The organism is Embleya sp. NPDC005971, from assembly GCF_040629175.1.
Lineage (GTDB): Bacteria > Actinomycetota > Actinomycetes > Streptomycetales > Streptomycetaceae > Embleya.
Genome location: NZ_JBEXUX010000022.1, coordinates 14,495 through 34,143, shown reverse-complemented (window position 1 = coordinate 34,143; position 19,649 = coordinate 14,495). Strand labels below are relative to the sequence as shown.

Sequence of the window (19,649 nt, the reverse complement as noted above, 5' to 3'; positions counted from 1 at the left end):
ATCCGCACGTCAACGCGCCGCGCGTTCACTCACCTTGCGCGCCTTCGTGAATCGACCCCCGACGCACCCTCCAACGAGGGGAAACGTTCCCCTTGTTCCCGGATGCTGTTACAGGATCTCGATCGCGCAAACCCGAAGCCGTGATCCATGCGTCCGAGCGGGTCAGGTCGGCTTCGAACCACCGTATACATGCTCGGCCAGAGTGCCCACGAACGGCAGGTTGCGGTAGCGCTCGGCGTAGTCGAGGCCGTAACCCACCACGAACTCGTTGGGGATGTCGAAGCCCACGTACTTGACCGGGATGTCGACCTTGGCGGCCTCCGGCTTGCGGAAGAACGCGCACACCTCCAGCGAGGCGGGACCTCGCGAGGTGAGGTTGGCGAGCATCCACGACAGGGTCAGGCCCGAGTCGATGATGTCCTCGACGACCAGCACGTGCCGACCGGCGATGTCCGCGTCGAGGTCCTTGAGGATGCGCACGACGCCCGAGGACTTGGTGCCGGAGCCGTAGGAGGACACCGCCATCCAGTCCATCTTGACCGGCGAGTGCACGGCTCGGGCGAGGTCGGCCATGACCATGACGGCGCCCTTGAGCACGCCGACCAGGAGCAGGTCCTGGCCCCGGTAGTCCTCGTCGATCCGTTCGGCGAGCTCGACGAGCTTCGCCTCGATCTCCTCCTGCGTGACGAGGACCCTTTCGAGGTCGGCGCCCATGTCCTTCTCGTCCACCACATGCCTTACTACGAAGTTTTCGACTGAGCCCCGCGGTCACCGGTCAGGATTGAGCCGGCCGGTGAAAGAGAAGCCTGCCACACCGTCTGCGTATCTCGACGCCCCCGGGCAGGTGGATGGGCCCCTGGCCGTGCCACGAGATGACCAGCTTCTCCACCGCCTCCACGTGTCGGGCGAACAGTGCCCCGGAGGGGCTGCCCGCGCCGACGGCCGTGCGGCGCAATACCCGACGGCGGACCGCGGCGGGCAACTCGGCCAGCCCGGCGACCTCCAGTTCGCCGTCGTCGTGCGTGACGTCCGCCTGGGCGCGGTCGGCCCACTGGTCGAGCGCCTCGGCGTCGTCGCGGAACAGGCGCGCGGTGCGGGCCAGCGCCTCGGACACTCCGGGGCCGAGCGCCTTCTCCAGCACCGGGAGCACCTCGTGCCGCACCCGTGCCCTGGTGTAGGCGGGGTCGGCGTTGTGCGGGTCCTCCCAGGGCAGCAGGTCCTGCGCGACGCACGCCTGCCGGGTGATGTCGCGGCCCAGCTCCAGGAACGGGCGCTGGTAGTGCCCGGTCAGCGGCGGCATGCCGGCCAGCGAGCGCGCGCCGGAGCCTCGGGCGAGCCCGAGCAGCACGGTCTCGGCCTGGTCCTCCAGGGTGTGCCCGAGCAGCACCAGCGCGGCGCCGTGCGTCCGCGCGGCGGTGTCCAGGGCGGTGTATCGGGCCAGCCGCGCGGCGCCTTCGGGGCCGCCGCGGGTGCCGACGGTGACGCCGAGCGCCTCGACCGGACGCAGGCCCAGGTCGCGCAGTCGGGCGACGAGATCCACGGCACGACGGGTGGAGCCCGCCTGGAGACCGTGGTCGACGGTGATGGCTCCGGCACGCAGACCCGCCCGCGGGGCCTCGAACGCGGTGGCCGCTGCGAGCGCCAACGAGTCCGCACCACCACTGCAGGCCACCAGGACCAGGTCACCCGGTTGCAGCTCGCGCAGGGTCTTGCGGACGGCCAGCCTGGTGGCGGCCACGGCGGGATGGGGTCCCACGGCTCGACGACACCTCCTTGCACGTCCGGTTCGGCCGGTTCGCGGAGGTCGCGGCCGCCGCGAGGAATGCCGAAGAGAGTTGGTTCGCCCACGCTACGTCACCCGAAGCGCCCCGGGCCGCAGACACCACCGGATGTCGCCCGGATGAGGACGGGGCGGGCCGGCGCGGGCCCGGCGCGGCGCGTACCGGCGCCGCGTCGGGTGTCGGGCGCCGACTCTCACCCGGGGTCGGCGGGGCCCTCGGTCGGCGCGCCGGCGGCGCCCGCCTTGCCGTGCACCCGGTCCACCCAGCGGCCCGGCTCGGCCACCTCGGCCTTGGTGGGCAGCGTGTTCGGCGAGGTCCACACCCGGTTGAAGCCCTCCATGCCGACCCGACCGACCACCTCGCGCACGAACCGCTCGCCGTCGCGGTACTGGCGCAGCTTCGCGTCCATGCCGAGCAGCTTGCGCAGCGCCTGGTCGAGCCGCCCGGTGCCCTGGGCGCGCCGCTCGGCGAACTTCTCCCGGATCTCCGTCACGGTCGGGATGACCTGCGGGCCGACTCCGTCCATCACGAAGTCGGCGTGTCCCTCCAGGAGCGACATCACCGCGGTGATCCGGCCCAGGATCTCGCGCTGCTCGGGCGTCTGGACGAGTTCGACCAGCGAGCCGCCGTCCGTGTCGCCCTCGGTGCCGGCGCGGCGCGCGCCCGCGAACGTGGAGACCGCCTCGCGCAGCCGGCCGAGCACCGCGGAGGGGTCGACCTCGGTCTCCCCGAGGAAGCCGTGGATCTCCTGTTCCAGGTGGTCGCGCAACCACGGCACGGCGGTGAACTGGGTCCGGTGGGTCTCCTCGTGCAGGCACACCCACAACCGGAAGTCGTGCGGGTCCACGCCCAGCTCGCGCTCGACCTGGACGATGTTGGGCGCGACCAGGAGCAGGCGCCCGGGGCCACGCCCGCTCGCGCCCGGGGCCTGCGGCGCGAAGGTCTCGTACTGGCCGAGCACGCGCGAGGACAGGAACGCGAGCAGGGTGCCCAGCTCCAGGCCGGTCACCTTGCCGCCCACGGTGCCCAGCGCGGCACCGCCCGGCACGCTCTCGCGGCGCTGTTCGACCTTGTCCAGGAGTGGTCGCAACACGTGCCGGAAGCCCTGCACGTTGGCCCGGGCCCAGCCCGGTCGGTCCACCACCAGGACCGGGGTGTCGTTGTCGCCCGAATCGAGTCCCGTGAACGCTCGTACGTGTCCCTCGGACGTCTTGGCGTGCGCGCGCAGCTCCGCCACGACCGCCCGCGCCTCGTCCCGTCCGACGTCGGGTCCCGGCCGCACGAGCCGGTTCGCCGTCGCCACGGCCAGGTCCCAATCGATCATGTCCGCACCGTTGCCGCTCGTCATACGGCCACGTTACGTGCTCGGCGCGGCCCCGAAAGAGGAACCGGGGGCTGTGACTTGGTCAGGAGCGGGTTTTGTGCCGGGTCGGCCGGGTCAGCCGGTGCCGCAGCCGCAGTCGGCCAGGGCGGCGGCCATCCGGTCGATCGCCGCGCGGGCCGGGTCGGGATCGCCGGTGAAGCGGTCGGCCAGGATCGCGAACGCGAGCAGTCGCCCGTCCCGGTCCCGGACCAGGCCGGCCAGCGTGCTGACGCCGGTCAACGAGCCGGTCTTGGCCCGGACCACGCCGGCCGCGTCGGCGGCGCTGCTGTTCGGGCCGTACCGCTCGGCCAGGGTGCCGGTGAAGCCCGCGATCGGCAGGCCGGTGAGGGCCCAGCGCAGTTCGGGGTGGGGTTCGGACGCGGCCACCGCGAGGGTCTGCACGAGCGTCTGCGGGGTGAGCCGGTCCTCCTTGTCCAGGCCGCTGCCGTCCTTGAGGTTGGACGCCCCGTAGGTGACGCCCAGACCCTCCAGGACCTTGCGCGCCGCGACGGTGCCGCCCTGGAAGCTCGCGGGTTGTCCGTTGGCGATCGCGACCTGCCGCAGCAGGGCTTCGGCCAGGTCGTTGTCGCTGACCGTCAACATCTGCTCGACCATCGCGGACAACGGCGGGGACTGGACCGAGGCGAGTGCGGGCGCGCCGCCGGCGGGCGCGGTGCCCGCGGCGGGCGTGCCGTCGACGGTGATGCCCGCCGTCTTGAGCATCGCGGCGAACTTCTTCGCGGCGTCGATGCCCGGCGACGACACCCGGTTGCTCTCCTTGCCGACCACCGTCGGGTCCACCCGACCCTCGTCGACCATCAGCGACACGACGGGGGCGATGTTCTCGTTGACGCCGATCGCGTGCAGGGCCGGGCCGGTGTACAGGGTGGTGTCGTACTGGAGCTTGACCTGGGTGGTGCCGGTCGCCTTGAGCGCGGTCGCGGTCGACTCGGCCAGGTCGGACAGTCGGGCGGGCCGGAAGGCGCTGTTGTACTGGTTGCCGTCGAGCGCGGTCAGCGTCGGGTCGCCGCCGCCGACCAGCACGATGGTGCCGGGCGTGCCGCCGGGCACCACCCGGGTGGCGATCCGGTGGTTCGGGCCGGGCGCGGTGAGCGCGGCCACCGCCGTGGTGATCTTCGTGGTGGACGCGGGAGTTGCCGCGCGGTCCTGGTTGGCGCCGTACAGCGCCTTGCCGGTCAGCGCGTCGACGACGGCCATCGCGGGCGGGGCGCCGAGCGCGGTCGCCTTGGCCAACGGATCCAGCGCGGCCCGGATGCCGGCCTCGGTCGGCACGACGCCGGTGGCATTGCCGGAGACCGGCGCGAGCACCGGCTGCGCGCTCGCGACCCGGCCGCCCGTCGGGTCGGCGCGGGCCGCCAGGGGCTCACCCTTCCACGACTCGTGCACCAGCGTGGTGAGCACGGCCAGCACGATCGCCGCCAGGACTGCGGCGATCGCTTTGCTCCTTGTGCCGGCCACGCGAGACCATCCCCTTCCGCCGGACCACCGGCCATGCGAGACACTGAGATCAGATCAGGTTCTGTCCGGGACCTGTGCCGGGTTCGGCCTCGCGGACAGAACGACCCTAACGGTCCCGGCAACGGTCCCGGCGCAGCACTATGGAGGAGCCTTGGAGTTCGACGTCACCATCGAGATCCCCCGGGGATCGCGCAACAAGTACGAGGTGGACCACGAGACGGGCCGCATCCGGCTCGACCGGATGTTGTTCACGTCGACGCGCTACCCGGCGGACTACGGCTTCATCGAGGACACCCTCGGTGAGGACGGTGACCCGCTGGACGCGCTGGTGCTGCTGGACGAGCCGACCTTCCCGGGCGTCCAGGTCCGATGCCGCGCGATCGGCATGTTCCGGATGACGGACGAGGCCGGCGGCGACGACAAGGTCCTGTGCGTGCCGGCCACGGACCCGCGCGTGGAGCACCTGCGTGACATCCACCACGTCTCGGAGTTCGACCGGCTGGAGATCCAGCACTTCTTCGAGGTCTACAAGGACCTGGAGCCGGGCAAGTCGGTCGAGGGTGCCAACTGGGTCGGCCGCGACGAGGCCGAGGCCGAGGTCGAGGCGTCCCGCAAGCGGCTCACCGAGCAGGGTCACCACTGACCCGGTAGCCCCTCGAACGAACGCCGTCGCCGGCGGCCACCCGCGAAGGTGGCCGCCGGCGACGGCGTTTCGTCGTCGTGACGGTCGAGCGGTCGAGCACTGCGGCGGTCGGGGACAGGGTCAGGACGGGCGGGCGTAGTAGTCCGGGGTGCCCATGTAGAACATGTTGCTGATCTTGATCACGTCGCCGGTGCGCGGCGCGTGGATCATCCGGCCGCCGCCCAGGTACATCGCGACGTGGTGGATGTCGGAGGCGCTCTTGGTCTCGGTCCAGAAGATCAGGTCGCCCGGGCGCAGGTTCCGGTACGACACCGGAGTGCTCTCGAAGTACTGCGTGGCGGCGAAGTGGGTCATCGTCACGCCCGCCTTGCGCCACGCCTGCATGACCAGGCCCGAGCAGTCGTAGCCGCGTGGGCCCTCGCCGCCCCAGACGTAGGGCTTGCCCAGTTGCGCCTTCGCGTAGGCGATCGCGGTGGCCGCGCCGGCGCCGTCGGCCGCGGGGGGCTCGGCGGGCGGGTCGGGTCGGGTCGCGGTCACCGGGTCGGGGCCATCGGCGGGCTTGGCCGGCGCGTTCGTCCTCGTGGGTTTGCCCGCCTCCCGCTCCCGGGCCTCGCGCACCACCCGCGCCTGCTCGGCCTGTCGGTCGGCCTCCTCGCGGGCCGCGTCGGCCTCGGCCCGGGCCCGGGCCTCCTCCTCGGCGCGACGCCGGGCCTCGGCCGCCAGGCCGTCCCGACGCTGCGTCTCCAGGTCGACCGAGGTCTGCTTCAGCGTGGCCAGTTCGCTCAGCAACTCGGTGCGCCGGGCGGCGACCTCGCCGACGCGGTGCTGCTGCTCGGCGAGTTCGGCCTCGACCCGCTCCTTGGCCGCGAGGACCGCCTCGGCGGCTCGGGTGGCCGTCTCCGCGGTGTGTTCGGCATCGGTCCTGGCACTCGCCGCGTCCCGGACGGCGATGGTGGCGCGGTGCAGGGTGTCCTCGCCGTCCTGCGAGATCCGCCGGATGCCCTCCATGCGGGAGAGCAGGTCGGCGGGCGAGTCGGCGCCCAACACCGCCTGGAAGGTGCCCAGTCGCGCGCCGCCGCCCATCCGGTAGGTCTGTGCGGCGAGCCGGCCGAGTTCGTCCCGGGAGCGGGTCAGCCGGGCGTCCGCCGTACGCAGGTATCCGTCGGCGACCACGGCCCGATCGCGGGCCTGCCCGCGCAGCACCACGGCCCCGTCGTACGCCTCGACGGCGGCCTCGGCGCGGACGTCCAGGCGCCCGAGTTCGGTTGTCTCGCGGTCGAGTTCGGCCTCGATCCGACCGATGTCGTCGACCTTGCCGGTGGCCGCGTCCCGGGCCTGGCGGACCTGGTCGGCACCGGGGTAGGCGGAGCCTGCGGGGTCGTCGGCGAGGGCGGCGGGGGTGATCGTGAAAACGAGAACGGCGGCGAGTCCGGCAGGGACTGCGGCGCGGAAGAACGGTCCAGGCATGCGGTCTCCCTCCAAGCGGCGGGCACCGAAGAGAACCGGGGATCCCGGTTCCGGGCAGATCTCCCAACCTAACGACCGGCGTTCACAATCGCACCATAAGCGACATATTTCCCGCTAATGGGCTTATCCCTCGGGAGTCACTCGAACATCAGTCCCGCACCCGGGTCTCGGCAGCGCGGCGACCCGGCCGGCCGAAAACGCGCCCCGATCACGCCCGGTCGTGCGTTCAGCCGACCGCCGCCGACTGCTCCAGCGACCACATGCACACCGCGCCCGACTCCGCGTCGGCGGTCAGCCAGACGCCGTCCGAGCGCACCACGAGCCATTCGCGCGGCGCGTCCTCGGGATACTCGACCTCGGCGATCGCCCGCAGGTCCGGCACCGAGAACAACACGTGCCGCTCGCCCGAGGAGGCCGCGAGCACCAGGTCGCGGCGCACGAAGCCAGCGTAGATGTCGAACACCTCGTCCGGGTCCGGGAAGACCTGCTCCCCCGGCCGGGCCGCTATCACCGCGCCGTCCGGGTAGCGCACCAGCGCGAGCGGGCCCGCCTCGATCGGCGTGGTGAGCATCATCCGACCGGAGCCGTGCACGTCGGTGAGCACCCGGCTCTCCCCCGGCGGCACCTCGGCCACCCGGTCCGGGGCGTCCGTGCCGAGCACGAAGACCCGGTACGCGTCGTCGGCGTGCGACGCGGCCAGGCCCACGTGCACACCGTCGGGATGCGGAATCAGTTCGGAGCCGACGGTGGCCGGATCCAGCGGCCAGGCCGCGAGCGCACTGCCGTCCGCGCCGTCCAGCAGCACACATCGGTCACCCTCGGCGGTGCGCACCACCGCCCAGATCCCGGCCGCGGTGACCGCGCAGGAGCCGGCCTCCTCGGGCTCCCACGGCGTGTGCGGATGGGCCCACACCTCGCGCCCCTGTCCGTCCAACACCACCACTCGATCGGGTGCCGAGGCGACGAAGTACCCGAGGTCGGGGGTGACCGAGTGGCCACCCCGCCAATCCTCGGGCAATCGCACCTCGCACACGGTGCTCAGCGAGTCGTCGAGCACGACGAGCGAACCGTCCACCCCGTGCGCGAGCCAGGCCGCCGCACCGGGGATGCGGTCGAGACTCCACAGGGACGGCAGGGTTGCCCGGGCCAGAAGTTGAGCGCGCATGGCGTGAACTCTATTGGCGGCCGGGACCGACCCGTACGGCTCAGCGCCGCGGACCCGATTCCGCGTCCGGCCGGTCGTCGCTCGCGCGGTGCCGACCGCGACCCGGGGCCGACTCCGGCCGGTCCGCCGCGGTCCGCTTGCGCGACGCCGAACGGGCGCGCAGGAGTTCGATCGCGACCGGGACCACCGAGATCAGCACGATCGCGATCAGGATGAACTCGATGTTGTCCCGGACGAAGCCCACCTGACCCAGCGAGTGGCCGAGCAGGGTGACCCCGACCGCCCACAGCAGGCCGCCGATCACGTTGTAGACCACGAACGTGCGGTACTTCATCGCGGCCACACCCGCGACGATCGGGGTGAAGGTGCGCACGATCGGCACGAACCGGGCCAGCACGATCGAGCGCGGCCCGTACTTCTCGAAGAACTCGTGCGCCTTCGCCACGTTCTCGCGCTTGAACAACCGCGAATCGGGCCGGTTGAACAGGGACGGCCCCACCTTGCGGCCGAACAGGAAGCCGACCTGGTCGCCCGCCACCGCCGCGGCCCACAGCAGCAGGCACACCAGCCACAGCGGCTGGGAGAACTTGCCGTCCGAGACCAGCAGTCCGGTGGTGAACAACAGCGAGTCGCCCGGCAGGAAGAAGCCGATCAACAGCCCCGACTCGGCGAAGACGATCACCAGGATGCCGATCAAACCGAACGTCGAGATCAGTTTGTCGGGGTCCAGAAACGATGGACCCAGGGCGATGGTGTTCACGGCGCGAGCCTCCTGGAACGGGTGATGGCGGACGTCGGAAGTCCCCCGACCAGGTCATGGTTAGGCAAAGAGAATTCCTTCCGAAGGTAACGTCCGCATCGTGGGACCGGTTCCCGACCGGCCGAGGCGACGCTCCTCGGGACGGGATCAGCCGCGCTCGGGCCGGGTCAGCGCGACGAGTGCGCCGTCCTCGTCCATGCTCAGGTCGATGCCCAGGGAGCGCAGCTCGCCGAGCCGACCCAGGTGCGAACCGCCGCACGCGATGTGCGCGTCGCCGTCCGGCAGGCCGCAGTGCCACTCCCGACGGGCGGTGAGCGCCGGGCCGGGCACCTCGATCCGCACCTCGGCATCGGTTTTCAGCCATTGCGCCAACAGCGCCTCGACCTCGTCGCGAATGCCGGGCAGTTCCGCGGCCAGGCCGTCCGCGGTGAAGCCCTTCTTGCGCAGCGACTTGCCGATCCGGTAGTCGTCGCGGCTGCCGCCCTCGTCCATCCGGGACGAGGTGATCGCCAGGTTGTCGAAGTCGGGGCGGCCGAGACTGTCGGTACGCACCTCCTTGCGCCAGCGCGGCGCGAGCACCGCGTTGAGCGCGAACGCCAGCAGATGGCACGAGGTGTGCGCGGCGCTCAGCGCGGCCCGACGGTCGGCGTCCACGGCCAACTCGGCACGCGCCCCGACCAGCTCGCCCGGATCGCCCGGGGCCCGGTCCAGGACGTGCAGCACGAGCCAGGACCAGTCCTCGTCGCCGCGCCGGACCGGAATCGCCTCGCCCACCGCGAACTCGCCGGCCGGGCCGAGGGCGCCGGTGACACAGTCCGACACGGTCAGCTCCGCGCCCGCCACCCGGATCACTCCGGTGTCGGCGGGCTGGTCCGGCCAGGTGTGGTCCAGCGGGTGGAACGGCGTCCTGGCGACCACCAGGGCGGTCCGCCCGTCCGGCAACACGGGCGCGGCCAGGATCGGCGCGTCGCCGGTGATCGCGCCCGCCGGGAAGGTCACCTCGGTGGAGGTCGTGGGGAGGGCCATGTGCGTCCTAACCTCGATTCGATCCGGTCGCCATCGTGCCGGTGCGGCAGTGGCGCCATTCGGTCCATTCGATCATGGACAATCCTCCTCACACGGGAATCGCGAGCAGGGACGGTTTGTGCACCACCAAGGCTGGATCTCGACCACGGCGCGACTGGCCGGCGACGCCGAGGCCGGGCCACACGGCGTCGGCTGGATGCTCGTCGCGTTCATCTTCACGTTCGCGGTGACCCGCCTGATCACCCGGTTGATCCGTGCGGGCAAGGGCCCGTTCCGAAACATGATGGTGGGCAAGGTGCACGTGCACCATCAGGTGTACGGGATCTTCCTGATGCTGATCGCGGGCGCGCTGGAGTTCGCCTACGAACCGGGCGGCGCGCTGCGACAGGTGCTCGCCGGGCTCTTCGGGATGGGCGCCGCGCTGACGCTGGACGAGTTCGCGCTGCTCGTGCACCTGGACGACGTGTACTGGGCGGCGGACGGCCGCAAGTCGGTGGACGCGGTGTTGATCACCGCCGCGATGGGCCTGTTGTTGTTCGTCGGCGCCAACCCGCTCGGCCTCGGCGACGGCGACAGCAAGCCGGTGGCCGCGACGGTGGTCGTGTTCAATCTGGCCTTCGCCCTGTGCGCGCTGGCCAAGGGCAAGGTCGCCACCGGGCTGATCGGGGTGTTCGTACCGTTCGTCGCGATGGTGTCGGCGCTGCGCATCGCCAAGCCGGAGTCGCCCTGGGCGCGTTGGCGGTACAAGGAGGGCCCGGGGCGGACCTCGCCGCACGCGGACACCAAGCTGGCTCGCTCGCTGCGCCGCTTCCCGCCCGACCGGCGCACGTGGTGGGACCACACCAAGGACTTCGTCGCGGGCGCACCGCACCACTGACGCGCGCACGATTCGGCCGCGACGCGCGCCCCGACCGCGGTGTCGGGGTGCGCGGCACGGCCGCGGTGCCTACAGGTTCGGGAGCACCTCGTTCTCGAACAGGCGCAGGCTCTCCCACGCGAGCTCCGGCGGGATGCCGCCCATCATCGGGTGCAGGATCGCGAACGCCGCGTCGCCCTGCGCCTTGAGCTCGGCCACCAGGGTCTCCGGGGTGATCACCCGGTACTGCCCACCCGCGCGCAGCGCGTCGGCGTCGGTGACGCTCGCATAGCCGCCCACGCCCGCGGTGCCCGCCGCGGCCATCGTCTCGCCGTAGGCGTTGACCTCGTGCAGCGCGTGCGGCGCGATCCTGTCCCAGTCCCGGTCCGGCTCGTTCGAGAGATGGAAGAAGCTGGTGTCGCCGCCGAAGTACGGACCCGGGTCCTCCTCGCCGAGCTTGACCTTCTCGTCCCGGTAGAACTCCCAGATCGCCGGGTTGGACGGCATGAACCCGTCGGCGATGCGCGCGGCGCGGCGGGCGGCGGCCTCGACGCTGCCGCCCAGGATGATCGGCGGGCCACCCTTTTGGAACGGCTCGGGGGTCACCCGCACGGTCCGGCCGCGGAATTCGAACTCCTCGCCCGTCCACGCCTTGCGCAGCGTCTCGACGGTCTCCACCGTGCGCTTGGCCCGCTCGCGCATCGGCACGTCGTACATCGCGAACTCGGTGTCGACGTAGCCGTTGGTGAGCACCACGTTGACCCGGCCCTGGCTGAGCAGGTCGAGCACCGCGAGTTCCTCGGCCAGGTGCAGCGGGTCGTGCAGCGGCGCGGGTATCGCCGCGATGGTCACGCCCATGTTCCGGCTGCGCGCGGTGATCGCGGCGGCGAACTGGAGCGGGGCGGGCAGGTAGCCGTCGGCGAAGCCGTGGTGCTCGGACAGCGTGACCATGAAGAACCCGCGCTGATCGGCCCATTCGACCATGTCGAGTGCCGCCGCGTAGCGCTCCCCCATGCTCGTCCCGGCGAAAGCCGGATTGCGGAAGTCGAAACGCAGCGCGAACACAGCCATGCCGTACTCCTGTCCCCGGCGTCGCCGGGATGAGCGGCGCCGCACTCTCTGATGGGGCGTCAGGTTAGTCGCGCCGGTCGCCGAGAACCAGGGCGGGCCTCGTCACGTGTGCAACGCCCGGTCGAGCAGCACCCGCAGGGCGCGCCGGTCGGCGTCCGGCAGGCCGGTCAGCGGCGGATCGCAGGCCAGCGCGGCGAACAGGCGCTCGCGCAGCTCGGCGCCGGTGGCGGTGAGCGCGATCAGCTTGGCCCGGCGGTCCCCCGGGTGCGGCCGGCGTTCGACCAGGCCGCGCTCCTCCAGGCGGTCCACCACGAACGTCACGTTGGGTGGCTCGCAGCACATCCGCCGACCCAGCTCGCGCATGCCCAGCGGCTCGGCGAGTTCGTGCACGGCGTTCGCCTGGGACGCGGTCAGGCCGACCGCGCCGGCGCACGCGGCGAAGTGCGCGTCCAGCCGTGCGGTGGCCGCGTAGAGCAGCGCGGTCAGTCCCGGCAGCTCGCCTTCCCCCGTGGTCATGGCCACACTCTAGCCGAACTTCGTTACAGCTCGAATGATTCGAGGTGTAACGTCGACGCGGAACTGACACGTCGTCAGTTCCCCTGCTCACCCCGGGAGGAACCCGCCCATGCCCGCAATCCTGGCCGGTCGGATGGCCCTGGTCACCGGTGGCAGTGGCGGCATCGGCTCCGCGTGCGCGGCCCGGCTGCTGCGCGACGGCTGCTCGGTCACGCTCACCGCGCGGCGCCCCGACGTGCTCGCCACGACGGCCGACCGACTGCGCGCCTCGGCTCCGGCCGACACCCAGGTGCGCGTCGTCGCGGCGGACGCCTGCACCACCGACGGGATCCGCGCCGCGGTCCGGGCGGCGGGCCCCGAACTCGCCGTCTGCGTGGCCACCGTGGGCGGCGGCGGCACCGCGCCGATCCTGGCCATGGACGACGACGCGTTCCTGGCCGACCTGCGGCGCAACACGCACAGCGCGTTCCTGGCGATCAAGTACGCCGCGCCCGTGATCGCCGCACGCGGCGGCGGCGCGATCGTGTGCGTGTCCTCGACCGCGGCCAAACTCACCATGCCGTTCCTGAGCGGCTACGCGGCCGGGAAGGCGGGCCTGGAGGCACTGGTCCGGGCCGCCGCGGACGAGTTGGGCGCGGCCGGCGTCCGGGTCAACGCGGTCCGTCCCGGCCTGGTGCGCTCGCACGAGGAGGCCCGGATCTTCGGCGACGCCGAGATGATCGCGCGCTTCGTGGCGAACAAGCCGCTGGGCCGCACCGGCCTGCCCGAGGACATCGCCGAAGCGGTCCGCCACCTGGCCGGCCCCGAATCCTCGTGGACCACCGGCCAGAGTCTGGCCGTGGACGGCGGCAACGAGCTGCGCCGGGCACCGTCCTTCGAGAAGTACGCCCGGGCCGCGTTCGGCGACGCGGTGATCGACGCGGCGGTGGCCGGCCGCGATCCGTACGCCGGATCGCGCTGAACCGCCACCCGGGCCCCGGAATCCCCGCCCCGCCTCGACCACGCCCCGGCCGCGCCTCGGCCGCACCCACCTCGACCTCGACCCGACGGAGCATCCGCATGACCACCGACGTGCAACTTTCCATCGGCCTGCCGAACTTCGGCACCTGGCCCGCCGACGACTGGCCCGGCTTCGTGGACGTCGGCCGAGCCGCCGACGACGCGGGAATCGACCGCATCGTCCTGGTCGACCACGTGGTGATGGGCCCCAACACGCACAACTACACGTGGGGCCGCTTCCCCACGCCGCCCGAGGCCGCCTGGCCCGAGCCGCTCACCCTGCTCGCCGCGATCGCCGCCGTCACCTCCCACGTGCGCCTGGCGACCGGCATCCTGGTCGCCCCGCTGCGCAGCGCCACCCTGCTCGCCAAGACCGCCGCGACGCTGGACCGGATCTCGCGCGGACGCCTGGAGTTGGGCGTGGCCACCGGGTGGCAGCGCGAGGAGTACGACGCGGCCGGCCTGGACTGGGACGCCCGGGGACGACTGCTGACCGACACGCTGGCCGCGTGCAAGGCGCTGTGGACCGACCTGCCCGCGTCCTTCGCCTCCGAGACGGTGAACTTCACCGACGTCTACTGCGCGCCGCAGCCGGTACAGGCGGGCGGCGTGCCGCTGTGGATCGGCGGCACCCTCAACAAGCGCAATCTGGACCGGATCGTGCACAGCGGCGACGGCTGGATTCCGATCATGGGCCTGTCCACCGCCGACATGGCCCGGGACGTGCTCCGCATCCGCGAGGCGCTCGCCGCGGCCGGTCGCGACCCGAAGGCGCTGCGTGTGCAGGGCCCGCTGCCGATGGTCAAGGACGACGCCGGGCGGTTCGACCTGGCCGCCACGATGGCCGGCGCGCCCGAGGTGATCGCCGCCGGTGCGACCGCCGTGCACCTGCCGATCCAGGTGTTCTGTACCGGCCCGGAGCAGGCGCCCGCGTTCTTCGCCGAAGCCAGGAAGTTGTTCGACCGGGTGGTGTCCGGGGGCTGAGTCGCCCCCCGAGGGACGCCGCCGGCTGGGGCTTTACCTCTGCTTGGGGAAAGTTCCCGGTTTGCGGAACGTCGTCGGCGGGAGGGTCGTTCCCCTGATCAGGGCGCGAAACGGCGCCTTTGTCCAACGCGGGAGGGCCCTCCATGTCCGACGTCACGCTGCCCACCGGCGCCAACGCGCCCCTGACCGGCGACCGCGCCGAGGTCTCCATCGGGTGGGGCTCGACCGACGTCGTGGACGTGTCCGCCGTGCTGCTGACCGACGCGCACAAGGTGCGCACCGACGAGGATCTGGTCTTCTTCAACAATCCCGTCGGCGGCGACGGCGCGGTGCGCACGGCGGCCGGCCCCTCGGGAACCACCCACGTCAGTGTCGAACTGGCCAAGCTGCCCGCCGACATCGCCCGCGTGGTGGTCGTGGTGAGCTCGGACGCGGATCGCCCGGAGATGACCCTGGGCCAGGTGCCGGGCCTGGGTGCGGTCACCGTGTCCGGCGACGCGCGGATCGGCTACACGCCGGACGCGTTCGCGGGCGGCGAGACGGTCGCGGTCCTGGTCGAGCTGTACCGCCGCGGCGACGCGTGGAAGGTGCGCGCGGTCGGTCAGGGTTATGCGAGCGGGCTGGCCGGGCTGGCCACCGACTTCGGCATCTCGGTCGAGGACGAGCCGGAACCGGAGCCGACCCCCGCGCCCGTCGCGCCCGCGCACGTGATGGTCAAGGAGCCCGCCGCGCCCCCCGCGCCGGCCGCGCCCGCGCCGATCTCGATGGCCAAGGAGCCGCTCGGCCGGGTCGACCTGGCCAAGGGCGGCCGAGCGACGATCAACATGGACAAGGGCGATCGCTCGATCACCGTCACCGCGTCCCTGGTCTGGGACGGCGGCGACGACGCGCGCCGCAAGACCGGCGCCGACCTGGACCTCTACGCGCTGTTCGTGCCCAGGTCCAAGGTGGGCGCGAAGAAGGGCGACAAGGACGGGGTGATCTACTACCGCGAACTCGGCAGCCTCACCGCCGCGCCCTACATCCAACTGGACGGCGACTCGCGGGTCCCCGGCCGGGAGACGGTCCGGATCACCCGGCCCGACGAGCAGGGCTACGTGCTGATCTGCGCCTACAGCGCGGTCGAGAACGGCTTCGGCAGCTTCAAGTCCTACGGCGCGCACGCCGAGGTCACCGACGGCCAGGGCTCCACCGTGAACGTGCCGCTGTTCAACAACAAGCGCGCGGTGTTCTGGGTGGCCATCGCCCTGGTCGACTTCACCGACCCCGACGGCGTCTCGATCCAGCACGTGGAGAAGTACTCGAAGCTGATGCAGGAGCGCCGCCCGATGCTGCACCCGGACGGCACGTTCGAGATGGGCGCCGGACCGGCGGAGTTCAAGACGGTGCGCTCGCCGCGCGAGCGCTGATCGGGTCGCCACCGCTCGGTCGTCGGAGCCGGGCGGTGGCCGATCGTCGAGTCGTCGCGGTTACTTCTTGACCGAGCGGTAGACGATCACCTTGTCGCCGACCCGGGTCTCGTTGAAGAGCCGCTGCACCAGGCCCTTGTCCCGGACGTTCACACATCCGTGCGAGGCACCGTTGTAGCCGTTGGCGGCGAAGTCGGCCGAGTAGTGCACGGCTTGGCCGCCGGAGAAGAACATCGCGAACGGCATCGGCGTGTGGTAGAGCGTCGACACGTGGTCGCGGCTCTTGAAGTTGATGCTGAACGCGCCCTCACGGGTGGGCGTCTCGGCCGAGCCGAAGCGCACGGCCGTGGAGTACTGGGTCTGGCCGTCGATCACCCAGGTGAGCCGGTCGGTGCGCTTGTCGATGCAGATCGCCCGGCCGGTCAGGCACCGCTCGTCCAGCCCGGCCTGTGCGGCCGGCGGCTTGGGCGAGGCGGGCTTGGTGGTCGGCGGCTTGCTCGTCGGCGGCTTGCTCGTCGCGGTGGTGGCCGGCTTGCTCGTGCCGGGCTTGGCGGAGCTGGGCGCGGCGCTGGTGGGCGCGCCGGTCGTGGGCGCGGCGGAGGTCGGCGGCGCGGTGCTCTCGGGCGCCGGCGTCACCGGTGCGGACGAGGAGGTGGCGGGCAGCGGCGACTGCGCTCCGGCTTTGGCGCTCGAGTCACTCGACGAACCGGAGTTGCAGGCCGACAAGGCCAGGATCGCGGTCACGGTGACCGCGAGGGATATACGCGTCTTCTTCATCGAGTGGTGCCTCTCCGACCCAAACCCAAATGTGGATGTTCCCCGAGTCGTGCACCCTTGTAGACGCCAATGGGACCCGAGAGGTTGCGTTCCTAGTTTGACCCATTCGTGTGAATGTTCAGCCGGACATGTCCCGCCGTGACCAGTTCGGGATCGACCGGACGCAGATCCGAAGCCCACGCGTCCAGCGCGGCGCCGATCTCGCCCTCGGCCAGGGCCGCGCCGATGCCCAGACAGCGCATGCCGGCCGCCTCCGCGGCCCGCACACCGCTCTCCGCGTCCTCCACGACCAGGCAACGATCCGGCCGCACGCCCAGCAGTTCGGCCGCGCGCAGGTAGCCCTCGGGTGCCGGTTTGCCCTCGCGGACGTCCTCCGCGGTGACCATGTACACCGGTTCGGGCAGTTCCGCCGCACGCAGTCGGCCGCGGGCCACCCGGCGGGTGCCGGACGTGACGATGGCCCAGCGCGCCGCGGGCAGCGCGGCGAGCAGACCGACCGCGCCGGGCATCGGGCGGATGCCGGTGAAGTCCCGCTCCTCGCGCTCGACGATCCAGGCCGCCTCGACCTCGGCGTCCAGCGTGGGGGCGACCACGCGGACCAGGTCGATGTCCCGCCGCCCGTAGGAGGCCGCGACGGCCACGTCCGGGTCGACGCCGCGGTCGCGCGCCCAGGCGCGCAGGATGCGTTCGATCAGGGGATGGGAGTCCACCAGCACGCCGTCGAGATCGAACAGGATCGCGTCGCAGTCGAGCGTGGTGCCGTCGTTCGCCATGCGGCCAGGCTGTCAGGAGCGGCGGGGCGGCGTCGAGGACTTCGGTCAGGTGATCACCGCGCCTGGAACGACACTTGGAACGACACCTGGAACGACACCCTGAAGGGCGCCTTGAGGCGTCACCCACACGGCTCAGCCGTTGATCAGAAGCGATCATCTCCGGACCTGGGACGACGGGCCCGTTGCCTAACCGTCACGTTTGCGCCAACCCCAACCGGCTAGGGGCTCACTACGGCCCGGACACGCTCACCCCCAGGCGGACGTCATGTACTTGGTTCTCGCCCTGCTTGCACTGATTGTGATGTTCCTGCTGATACCCGGGCTGGCCTGGCTGGAGGACCACATGTTGGGGCCCCAGGCCCTGCCGAATCCGACACCCGTACCGCCGACCACACGACCGGCGGTCGAACCCGCCACCGCGACCGCCGCGCCGGCCGCAGCCGCGCTGCCCGCCGTGCCTCGGCCGACCGGGCACACCGCGCGATCGGGACGGGCCCGGCACGCCCGCCGCCCCGATTCGCCGATCGCCTACCGGCACCACATCGGTCGCCGACGCCCGCCCCGAGCCCCGGTCCTTCGTTGACCACAGGCGCACCGTCCCGGAGGCGACCCTGAGCGAGCCCCCCGCGCCGCCGCCGGTGCGTATCGAATCCGTACCGCCCGAACTGGGCTCCCCGCTGGGCGCCGCGCCGCTGTCCGCGCACTCCGACGTCTGGCATGTGCGCGGCAGTGGCGCCGACGCGGTGCTCAAACTCGCGACGCCGGACGGTACGGCGTCCGCCAATCCGCGCTACTGGGCCCGTGAGGTCGAGGCGTACGAGAGCGGCTTCGCGCCCACCGTGTACGCCGCCTTCGGGCTGACCGCGCCCCGGGCGTTGCGGGCCGACCGGCGACCGGACGGGTCGGTGGCGCTGTGGCTCGACTACGTGCGAGGGCGGTCCGGGACCACGTGGGACCTGCCCCGATGGATCGATTTCGCCCGCCGACTCGGCGCCGCGCAGGCCGCGCCGCGCCCGGACGCGCCACTCTGGTTGTTCGAACCCCCGTCCCCGGTCGGACCGCTGGCGGAACGCGCCGCCGAACTGCCGTACGTACCGTGCCACCTGGATCTGCGTCCGGTGAATCTGATCGCGCGGGAGGAGGACTTCGTGCTGTTGGACTGGTCGCATGTGGGCTACGGGCTGCCGGGCGAGGACCTGACCGGGTTGATCCTGGCCCACGCGGCCGAGCCGGAGTCGGCCTCGGAGCTCAATGCCGCGTTGCCGGCCGAGTACGCGCGGGGCGCGGGGCGGTCGGAGGCGGACGTACGGGTCGCGATCGCCGCGACGGCGCCCGCGAGGTACGGGCCCGGCGCGGACGAGGCGACCCGACGGGTGTTGCGGATGTGGACGCGGGAGGCGTCGGCCGGCTGAGCGCCCGGGAGCCGGGTGCCGGCGGGTCGTCGCGCCCTCGTCCCTATCGGCGCGACCTGCGGAGCGCCCAGATCAGGACCAGGACGGTCGTCGCCGCAGCGATGGCGGCGGGGATCGGACGGCTGCGGACCTCCGCCGCGCCGGCCAGGCTCGCGTGCCGGAGCGGGTCGGGGGTGTGGTCGAAGAGCTGGTTGCCGGCCGCGTGGCCGACCTCGACGGTGCGGTCCTTGGCGTGGCCGACCCGGTTTCCCGCCACCTCGCGGGCCCGGGCGGCGCCGTGGCCGGCGGCTTCCTTGACCTGCTCGGCGCGGTGGCCGGCGGCCTCTTTGACCTGTTCGGCACGGTGGCCGGCGGCTTCCTTGGCCTGTTCGGCCCGGTGACCGGCGGCCTCCTTGACCTGCTCGGCCCGGCGCTCGACGGCCTCCTTGGCCTGTTCGGCGCGATGTCCGGCGGTCTCCTTGGCCTGTTCGGCGCGGTGCACGGCGGCCTCCTTGGCCTGCGCGGTCCTGTGTCGGGTGGTCTCCTTGGCCTGGTCGGCCCGGTCGCGGACCGCGTCCTCGGCCGACTCGGCCCGGTCGGCCACGGCGGCCGCGATCCGTTGCGCCCGGCGCCGGGTGCGCGGCGCGGCGCGGTCGATCCGCTCGGCCGCCTCGCCGACCTTGCGGTGGATCGCCTCGGGCGGCTCGGCCTGGGTCAACTCCTCCACGGCGTGGTCCACTTGCTCCTGTTTGTGGCCGGGTGTGCGCTCCTGCCGGGGAAGCTCGGACGGCACGCGGGGTTCGACGACGGAATCGGCGGGCGGTGGCACGGTCGGGTCGACGGCAATCTCGTCGGGCTCGCGCGACGCGGACCTGCCGCCGGGCTCTCGGCCTGGGGTACTCATCGGTGCGTACTCCTCTTCACGGTCTCGATGTCCTCGCGTCATCGCCGAGGACCGCGCGCCCTACGTCTGCCCGGCGAGCGGCCGGTCATTCGTCCTCGGCGGCCCTTCGACGGCCGGGGCCGTCTCCCCGATCCTGCCGGGGGCGCAGACCCGGCAGGACCGAGGACACGGTCCCGGCGTTCGGTGCGTCGATGCCGGAATCGGTGTCTCCGGGACGAGGCTAGGAAAGTCCGCGCCGCAGATCCGGGAATGTCACCCGGATGCGCGGCGGCGTGTCCGATGGAT

At 72.3% G+C, this 19,649-nt stretch carries 20 protein-coding genes; 7 read left to right on the top strand and 13 right to left on the bottom strand.

Going from position 1 to position 19,649, the window contains the following annotated elements:
* Positions 1 to 162: 162 nt before the first annotated feature.
* The 4 genes from hpt to dacB form a co-directional block, all read right to left on the bottom strand.
* Positions 163 to 729: a hypoxanthine phosphoribosyltransferase gene (gene hpt / locus ABZ374_RS20625; protein WP_078979398.1), complete on the bottom strand. Its 567-nt coding sequence runs from the start codon at positions 727 to 729 to the stop codon at positions 163 to 165.
* 46 nt (positions 730 to 775) lie between these two features.
* Positions 776 to 1,756 carry a tRNA lysidine(34) synthetase TilS gene (tilS, locus tag ABZ374_RS20620; RefSeq protein ID WP_360313018.1) on the bottom strand — a complete coding sequence of 327 codons (981 nt, stop codon included), beginning with the start codon at positions 1,754 to 1,756 and terminating at the stop codon, positions 776 to 778.
* A gap of 218 nt (positions 1,757 to 1,974) precedes the next feature.
* Entirely contained in the window at positions 1,975 to 3,129 is a 1,155-nt protein-coding gene (locus tag ABZ374_RS20615) for a zinc-dependent metalloprotease (protein WP_360313016.1), read from the bottom strand.
* Positions 3,130 to 3,219: 90 nt separating this feature from the next.
* The gene (gene dacB, locus ABZ374_RS20610) at positions 3,220 to 4,623 is read right to left on the bottom strand and encodes a D-alanyl-D-alanine carboxypeptidase/D-alanyl-D-alanine-endopeptidase (protein ID WP_360313014.1); all 1,404 of its coding nucleotides are present in this window, start codon (positions 4,621 to 4,623) and stop codon (positions 3,220 to 3,222) included.
* Between the two features lie 151 nt (positions 4,624 to 4,774).
* Here dacB and ABZ374_RS20605 point away from each other — a divergent pair, with 151 nt between their 5' ends.
* Positions 4,775 to 5,266 (top strand): inorganic diphosphatase, encoded by a 492-nt coding sequence (locus ABZ374_RS20605; RefSeq protein WP_020549566.1) that lies wholly within the window; start codon positions 4,775 to 4,777, stop codon positions 5,264 to 5,266.
* Between the two features lie 120 nt (positions 5,267 to 5,386).
* Here ABZ374_RS20605 and ABZ374_RS20600 read toward each other — a convergent pair whose 3' ends face one another.
* The 4 genes from ABZ374_RS20600 to ABZ374_RS20585 form a co-directional block, all read right to left on the bottom strand.
* Positions 5,387 to 6,733 carry an NlpC/P60 family protein gene (locus ABZ374_RS20600; RefSeq protein WP_360313011.1) on the bottom strand — a complete coding sequence of 449 codons (1,347 nt, stop codon included), beginning with the start codon at positions 6,731 to 6,733 and terminating at the stop codon, positions 5,387 to 5,389.
* 226 nt (positions 6,734 to 6,959) lie between these two features.
* A complete protein-coding gene (locus tag ABZ374_RS20595; RefSeq protein WP_360313009.1) occupies positions 6,960 to 7,898 on the bottom strand; it encodes a hypothetical protein in 939 nt (312 codons plus the stop codon).
* A gap of 40 nt (positions 7,899 to 7,938) precedes the next feature.
* On the bottom strand, positions 7,939 to 8,658 hold the full coding sequence (locus ABZ374_RS20590) for a VTT domain-containing protein (protein WP_360313007.1): 720 nt from the start codon (positions 8,656 to 8,658) through the stop codon (positions 7,939 to 7,941).
* 147 nt (positions 8,659 to 8,805) lie between these two features.
* A complete protein-coding gene (locus tag ABZ374_RS20585) occupies positions 8,806 to 9,684 on the bottom strand; it encodes a metal-dependent hydrolase (protein WP_360313005.1) in 879 nt (292 codons plus the stop codon).
* A gap of 118 nt (positions 9,685 to 9,802) precedes the next feature.
* On the opposite strand from ABZ374_RS20585, the gene ABZ374_RS20580 reads away from it, so the two are divergent.
* Complete coding sequence (locus ABZ374_RS20580; RefSeq protein ID WP_360313003.1) at positions 9,803 to 10,561, top strand: hypothetical protein; 759 nt, start codon at positions 9,803 to 9,805, stop codon at positions 10,559 to 10,561.
* A gap of 69 nt (positions 10,562 to 10,630) precedes the next feature.
* Here ABZ374_RS20580 and ABZ374_RS20575 read toward each other — a convergent pair whose 3' ends face one another.
* Entirely contained in the window at positions 10,631 to 11,611 is a 981-nt protein-coding gene (locus ABZ374_RS20575) for an LLM class flavin-dependent oxidoreductase (RefSeq protein ID WP_360313001.1), read from the bottom strand.
* Positions 11,612 to 11,713: 102 nt separating this feature from the next.
* Positions 11,714 to 12,127 (bottom strand): MarR family transcriptional regulator, encoded by a 414-nt coding sequence (locus ABZ374_RS20570; RefSeq protein WP_360312999.1) that lies wholly within the window; start codon positions 12,125 to 12,127, stop codon positions 11,714 to 11,716.
* 109 nt (positions 12,128 to 12,236) lie between these two features.
* Between ABZ374_RS20570 and ABZ374_RS20565 the strand changes: the two genes are divergently transcribed.
* The 3 genes from ABZ374_RS20565 to ABZ374_RS20555 all read left to right on the top strand — a co-directional run bounded on the left by ABZ374_RS20565 (position 12,237) and on the right by ABZ374_RS20555 (position 15,519).
* Complete coding sequence (locus tag ABZ374_RS20565; protein WP_360312997.1) at positions 12,237 to 13,088, top strand: SDR family oxidoreductase; 852 nt, start codon at positions 12,237 to 12,239, stop codon at positions 13,086 to 13,088.
* 98 nt (positions 13,089 to 13,186) lie between these two features.
* Positions 13,187 to 14,110, top strand: a complete 924-nt coding sequence (locus tag ABZ374_RS20560) for a TIGR03619 family F420-dependent LLM class oxidoreductase (RefSeq protein WP_360312995.1) — start codon at positions 13,187 to 13,189, stop codon at positions 14,108 to 14,110.
* 143 nt (positions 14,111 to 14,253) lie between these two features.
* Entirely contained in the window at positions 14,254 to 15,519 is a 1,266-nt protein-coding gene (locus ABZ374_RS20555) for a TerD family protein (protein ID WP_360312993.1), read from the top strand.
* Positions 15,520 to 15,579: 60 nt separating this feature from the next.
* On the opposite strand, the gene ABZ374_RS20550 is transcribed toward ABZ374_RS20555, so the two are convergent.
* Together ABZ374_RS20550 and ABZ374_RS20545 are read right to left on the bottom strand one after the other, a co-directional pair.
* Positions 15,580 to 16,296 carry a L,D-transpeptidase family protein gene (locus ABZ374_RS20550; RefSeq protein WP_360312991.1) on the bottom strand — a complete coding sequence of 239 codons (717 nt, stop codon included), beginning with the start codon at positions 16,294 to 16,296 and terminating at the stop codon, positions 15,580 to 15,582.
* A gap of 92 nt (positions 16,297 to 16,388) precedes the next feature.
* Positions 16,389 to 17,069, bottom strand: a complete 681-nt coding sequence (locus ABZ374_RS20545; protein WP_360312989.1) for an HAD-IA family hydrolase — start codon at positions 17,067 to 17,069, stop codon at positions 16,389 to 16,391.
* 265 nt (positions 17,070 to 17,334) lie between these two features.
* Here ABZ374_RS20545 and ABZ374_RS20540 point away from each other — a divergent pair, with 265 nt between their 5' ends.
* Both ABZ374_RS20540 and ABZ374_RS20535 read left to right on the top strand, forming a co-directional pair.
* Positions 17,335 to 17,652, top strand: coding sequence for a hypothetical protein (locus ABZ374_RS20540; RefSeq protein WP_360312987.1), 318 nt, complete (start codon positions 17,335 to 17,337; stop codon positions 17,650 to 17,652).
* Between the two features lie 55 nt (positions 17,653 to 17,707).
* Positions 17,708 to 18,481, top strand: a complete 774-nt coding sequence (locus ABZ374_RS20535; protein ID WP_360312985.1) for a phosphotransferase — start codon at positions 17,708 to 17,710, stop codon at positions 18,479 to 18,481.
* Between the two features lie 43 nt (positions 18,482 to 18,524).
* Here the strand turns inward: ABZ374_RS20535 and ABZ374_RS20530 are convergent, their stop codons facing one another.
* A complete protein-coding gene (locus ABZ374_RS20530; protein WP_360312983.1) occupies positions 18,525 to 19,364 on the bottom strand; it encodes a hypothetical protein in 840 nt (279 codons plus the stop codon).
* Between the last annotated feature and the right edge of the window lie 285 nt (positions 19,365 to 19,649).

Coding starts and splice junctions, on each gene's coding strand:
- ABZ374_RS20530 (WP_360312983.1), bottom strand. CDS start 19,364: ATGAGTACCCCAGGCCGAGAGCCCGGCGGCAGGTCCGCGTCGCGCGAG.
- ABZ374_RS20585 (WP_360313005.1), bottom strand. CDS start 9,684: ATGGCCCTCCCCACGACCTCCACCGAGGTGACCTTCCCGGCGGGCGCG.
- ABZ374_RS20550 (WP_360312991.1), bottom strand. CDS start 16,296: ATGAAGAAGACGCGTATATCCCTCGCGGTCACCGTGACCGCGATCCTG.
- ABZ374_RS20570 (WP_360312999.1), bottom strand. CDS start 12,127: ATGACCACGGGGGAAGGCGAGCTGCCGGGACTGACCGCGCTGCTCTAC.
- ABZ374_RS20575 (WP_360313001.1), bottom strand. CDS start 11,611: ATGGCTGTGTTCGCGCTGCGTTTCGACTTCCGCAATCCGGCTTTCGCC.
- ABZ374_RS20545 (WP_360312989.1), bottom strand. CDS start 17,069: ATGGCGAACGACGGCACCACGCTCGACTGCGACGCGATCCTGTTCGAT.
- ABZ374_RS20565 (WP_360312997.1), top strand. CDS start 12,237: ATGCCCGCAATCCTGGCCGGTCGGATGGCCCTGGTCACCGGTGGCAGT.
- ABZ374_RS20595 (WP_360313009.1), bottom strand. CDS start 7,898: ATGCGCGCTCAACTTCTGGCCCGGGCAACCCTGCCGTCCCTGTGGAGT.
- ABZ374_RS20600 (WP_360313011.1), bottom strand. CDS start 6,733: ATGCCTGGACCGTTCTTCCGCGCCGCAGTCCCTGCCGGACTCGCCGCC.
- ABZ374_RS20540 (WP_360312987.1), top strand. CDS start 17,335: ATGTACTTGGTTCTCGCCCTGCTTGCACTGATTGTGATGTTCCTGCTG.
- ABZ374_RS20555 (WP_360312993.1), top strand. CDS start 14,254: ATGTCCGACGTCACGCTGCCCACCGGCGCCAACGCGCCCCTGACCGGC.
- ABZ374_RS20560 (WP_360312995.1), top strand. CDS start 13,187: ATGACCACCGACGTGCAACTTTCCATCGGCCTGCCGAACTTCGGCACC.
- ABZ374_RS20615 (WP_360313016.1), bottom strand. CDS start 3,129: ATGACGAGCGGCAACGGTGCGGACATGATCGATTGGGACCTGGCCGTG.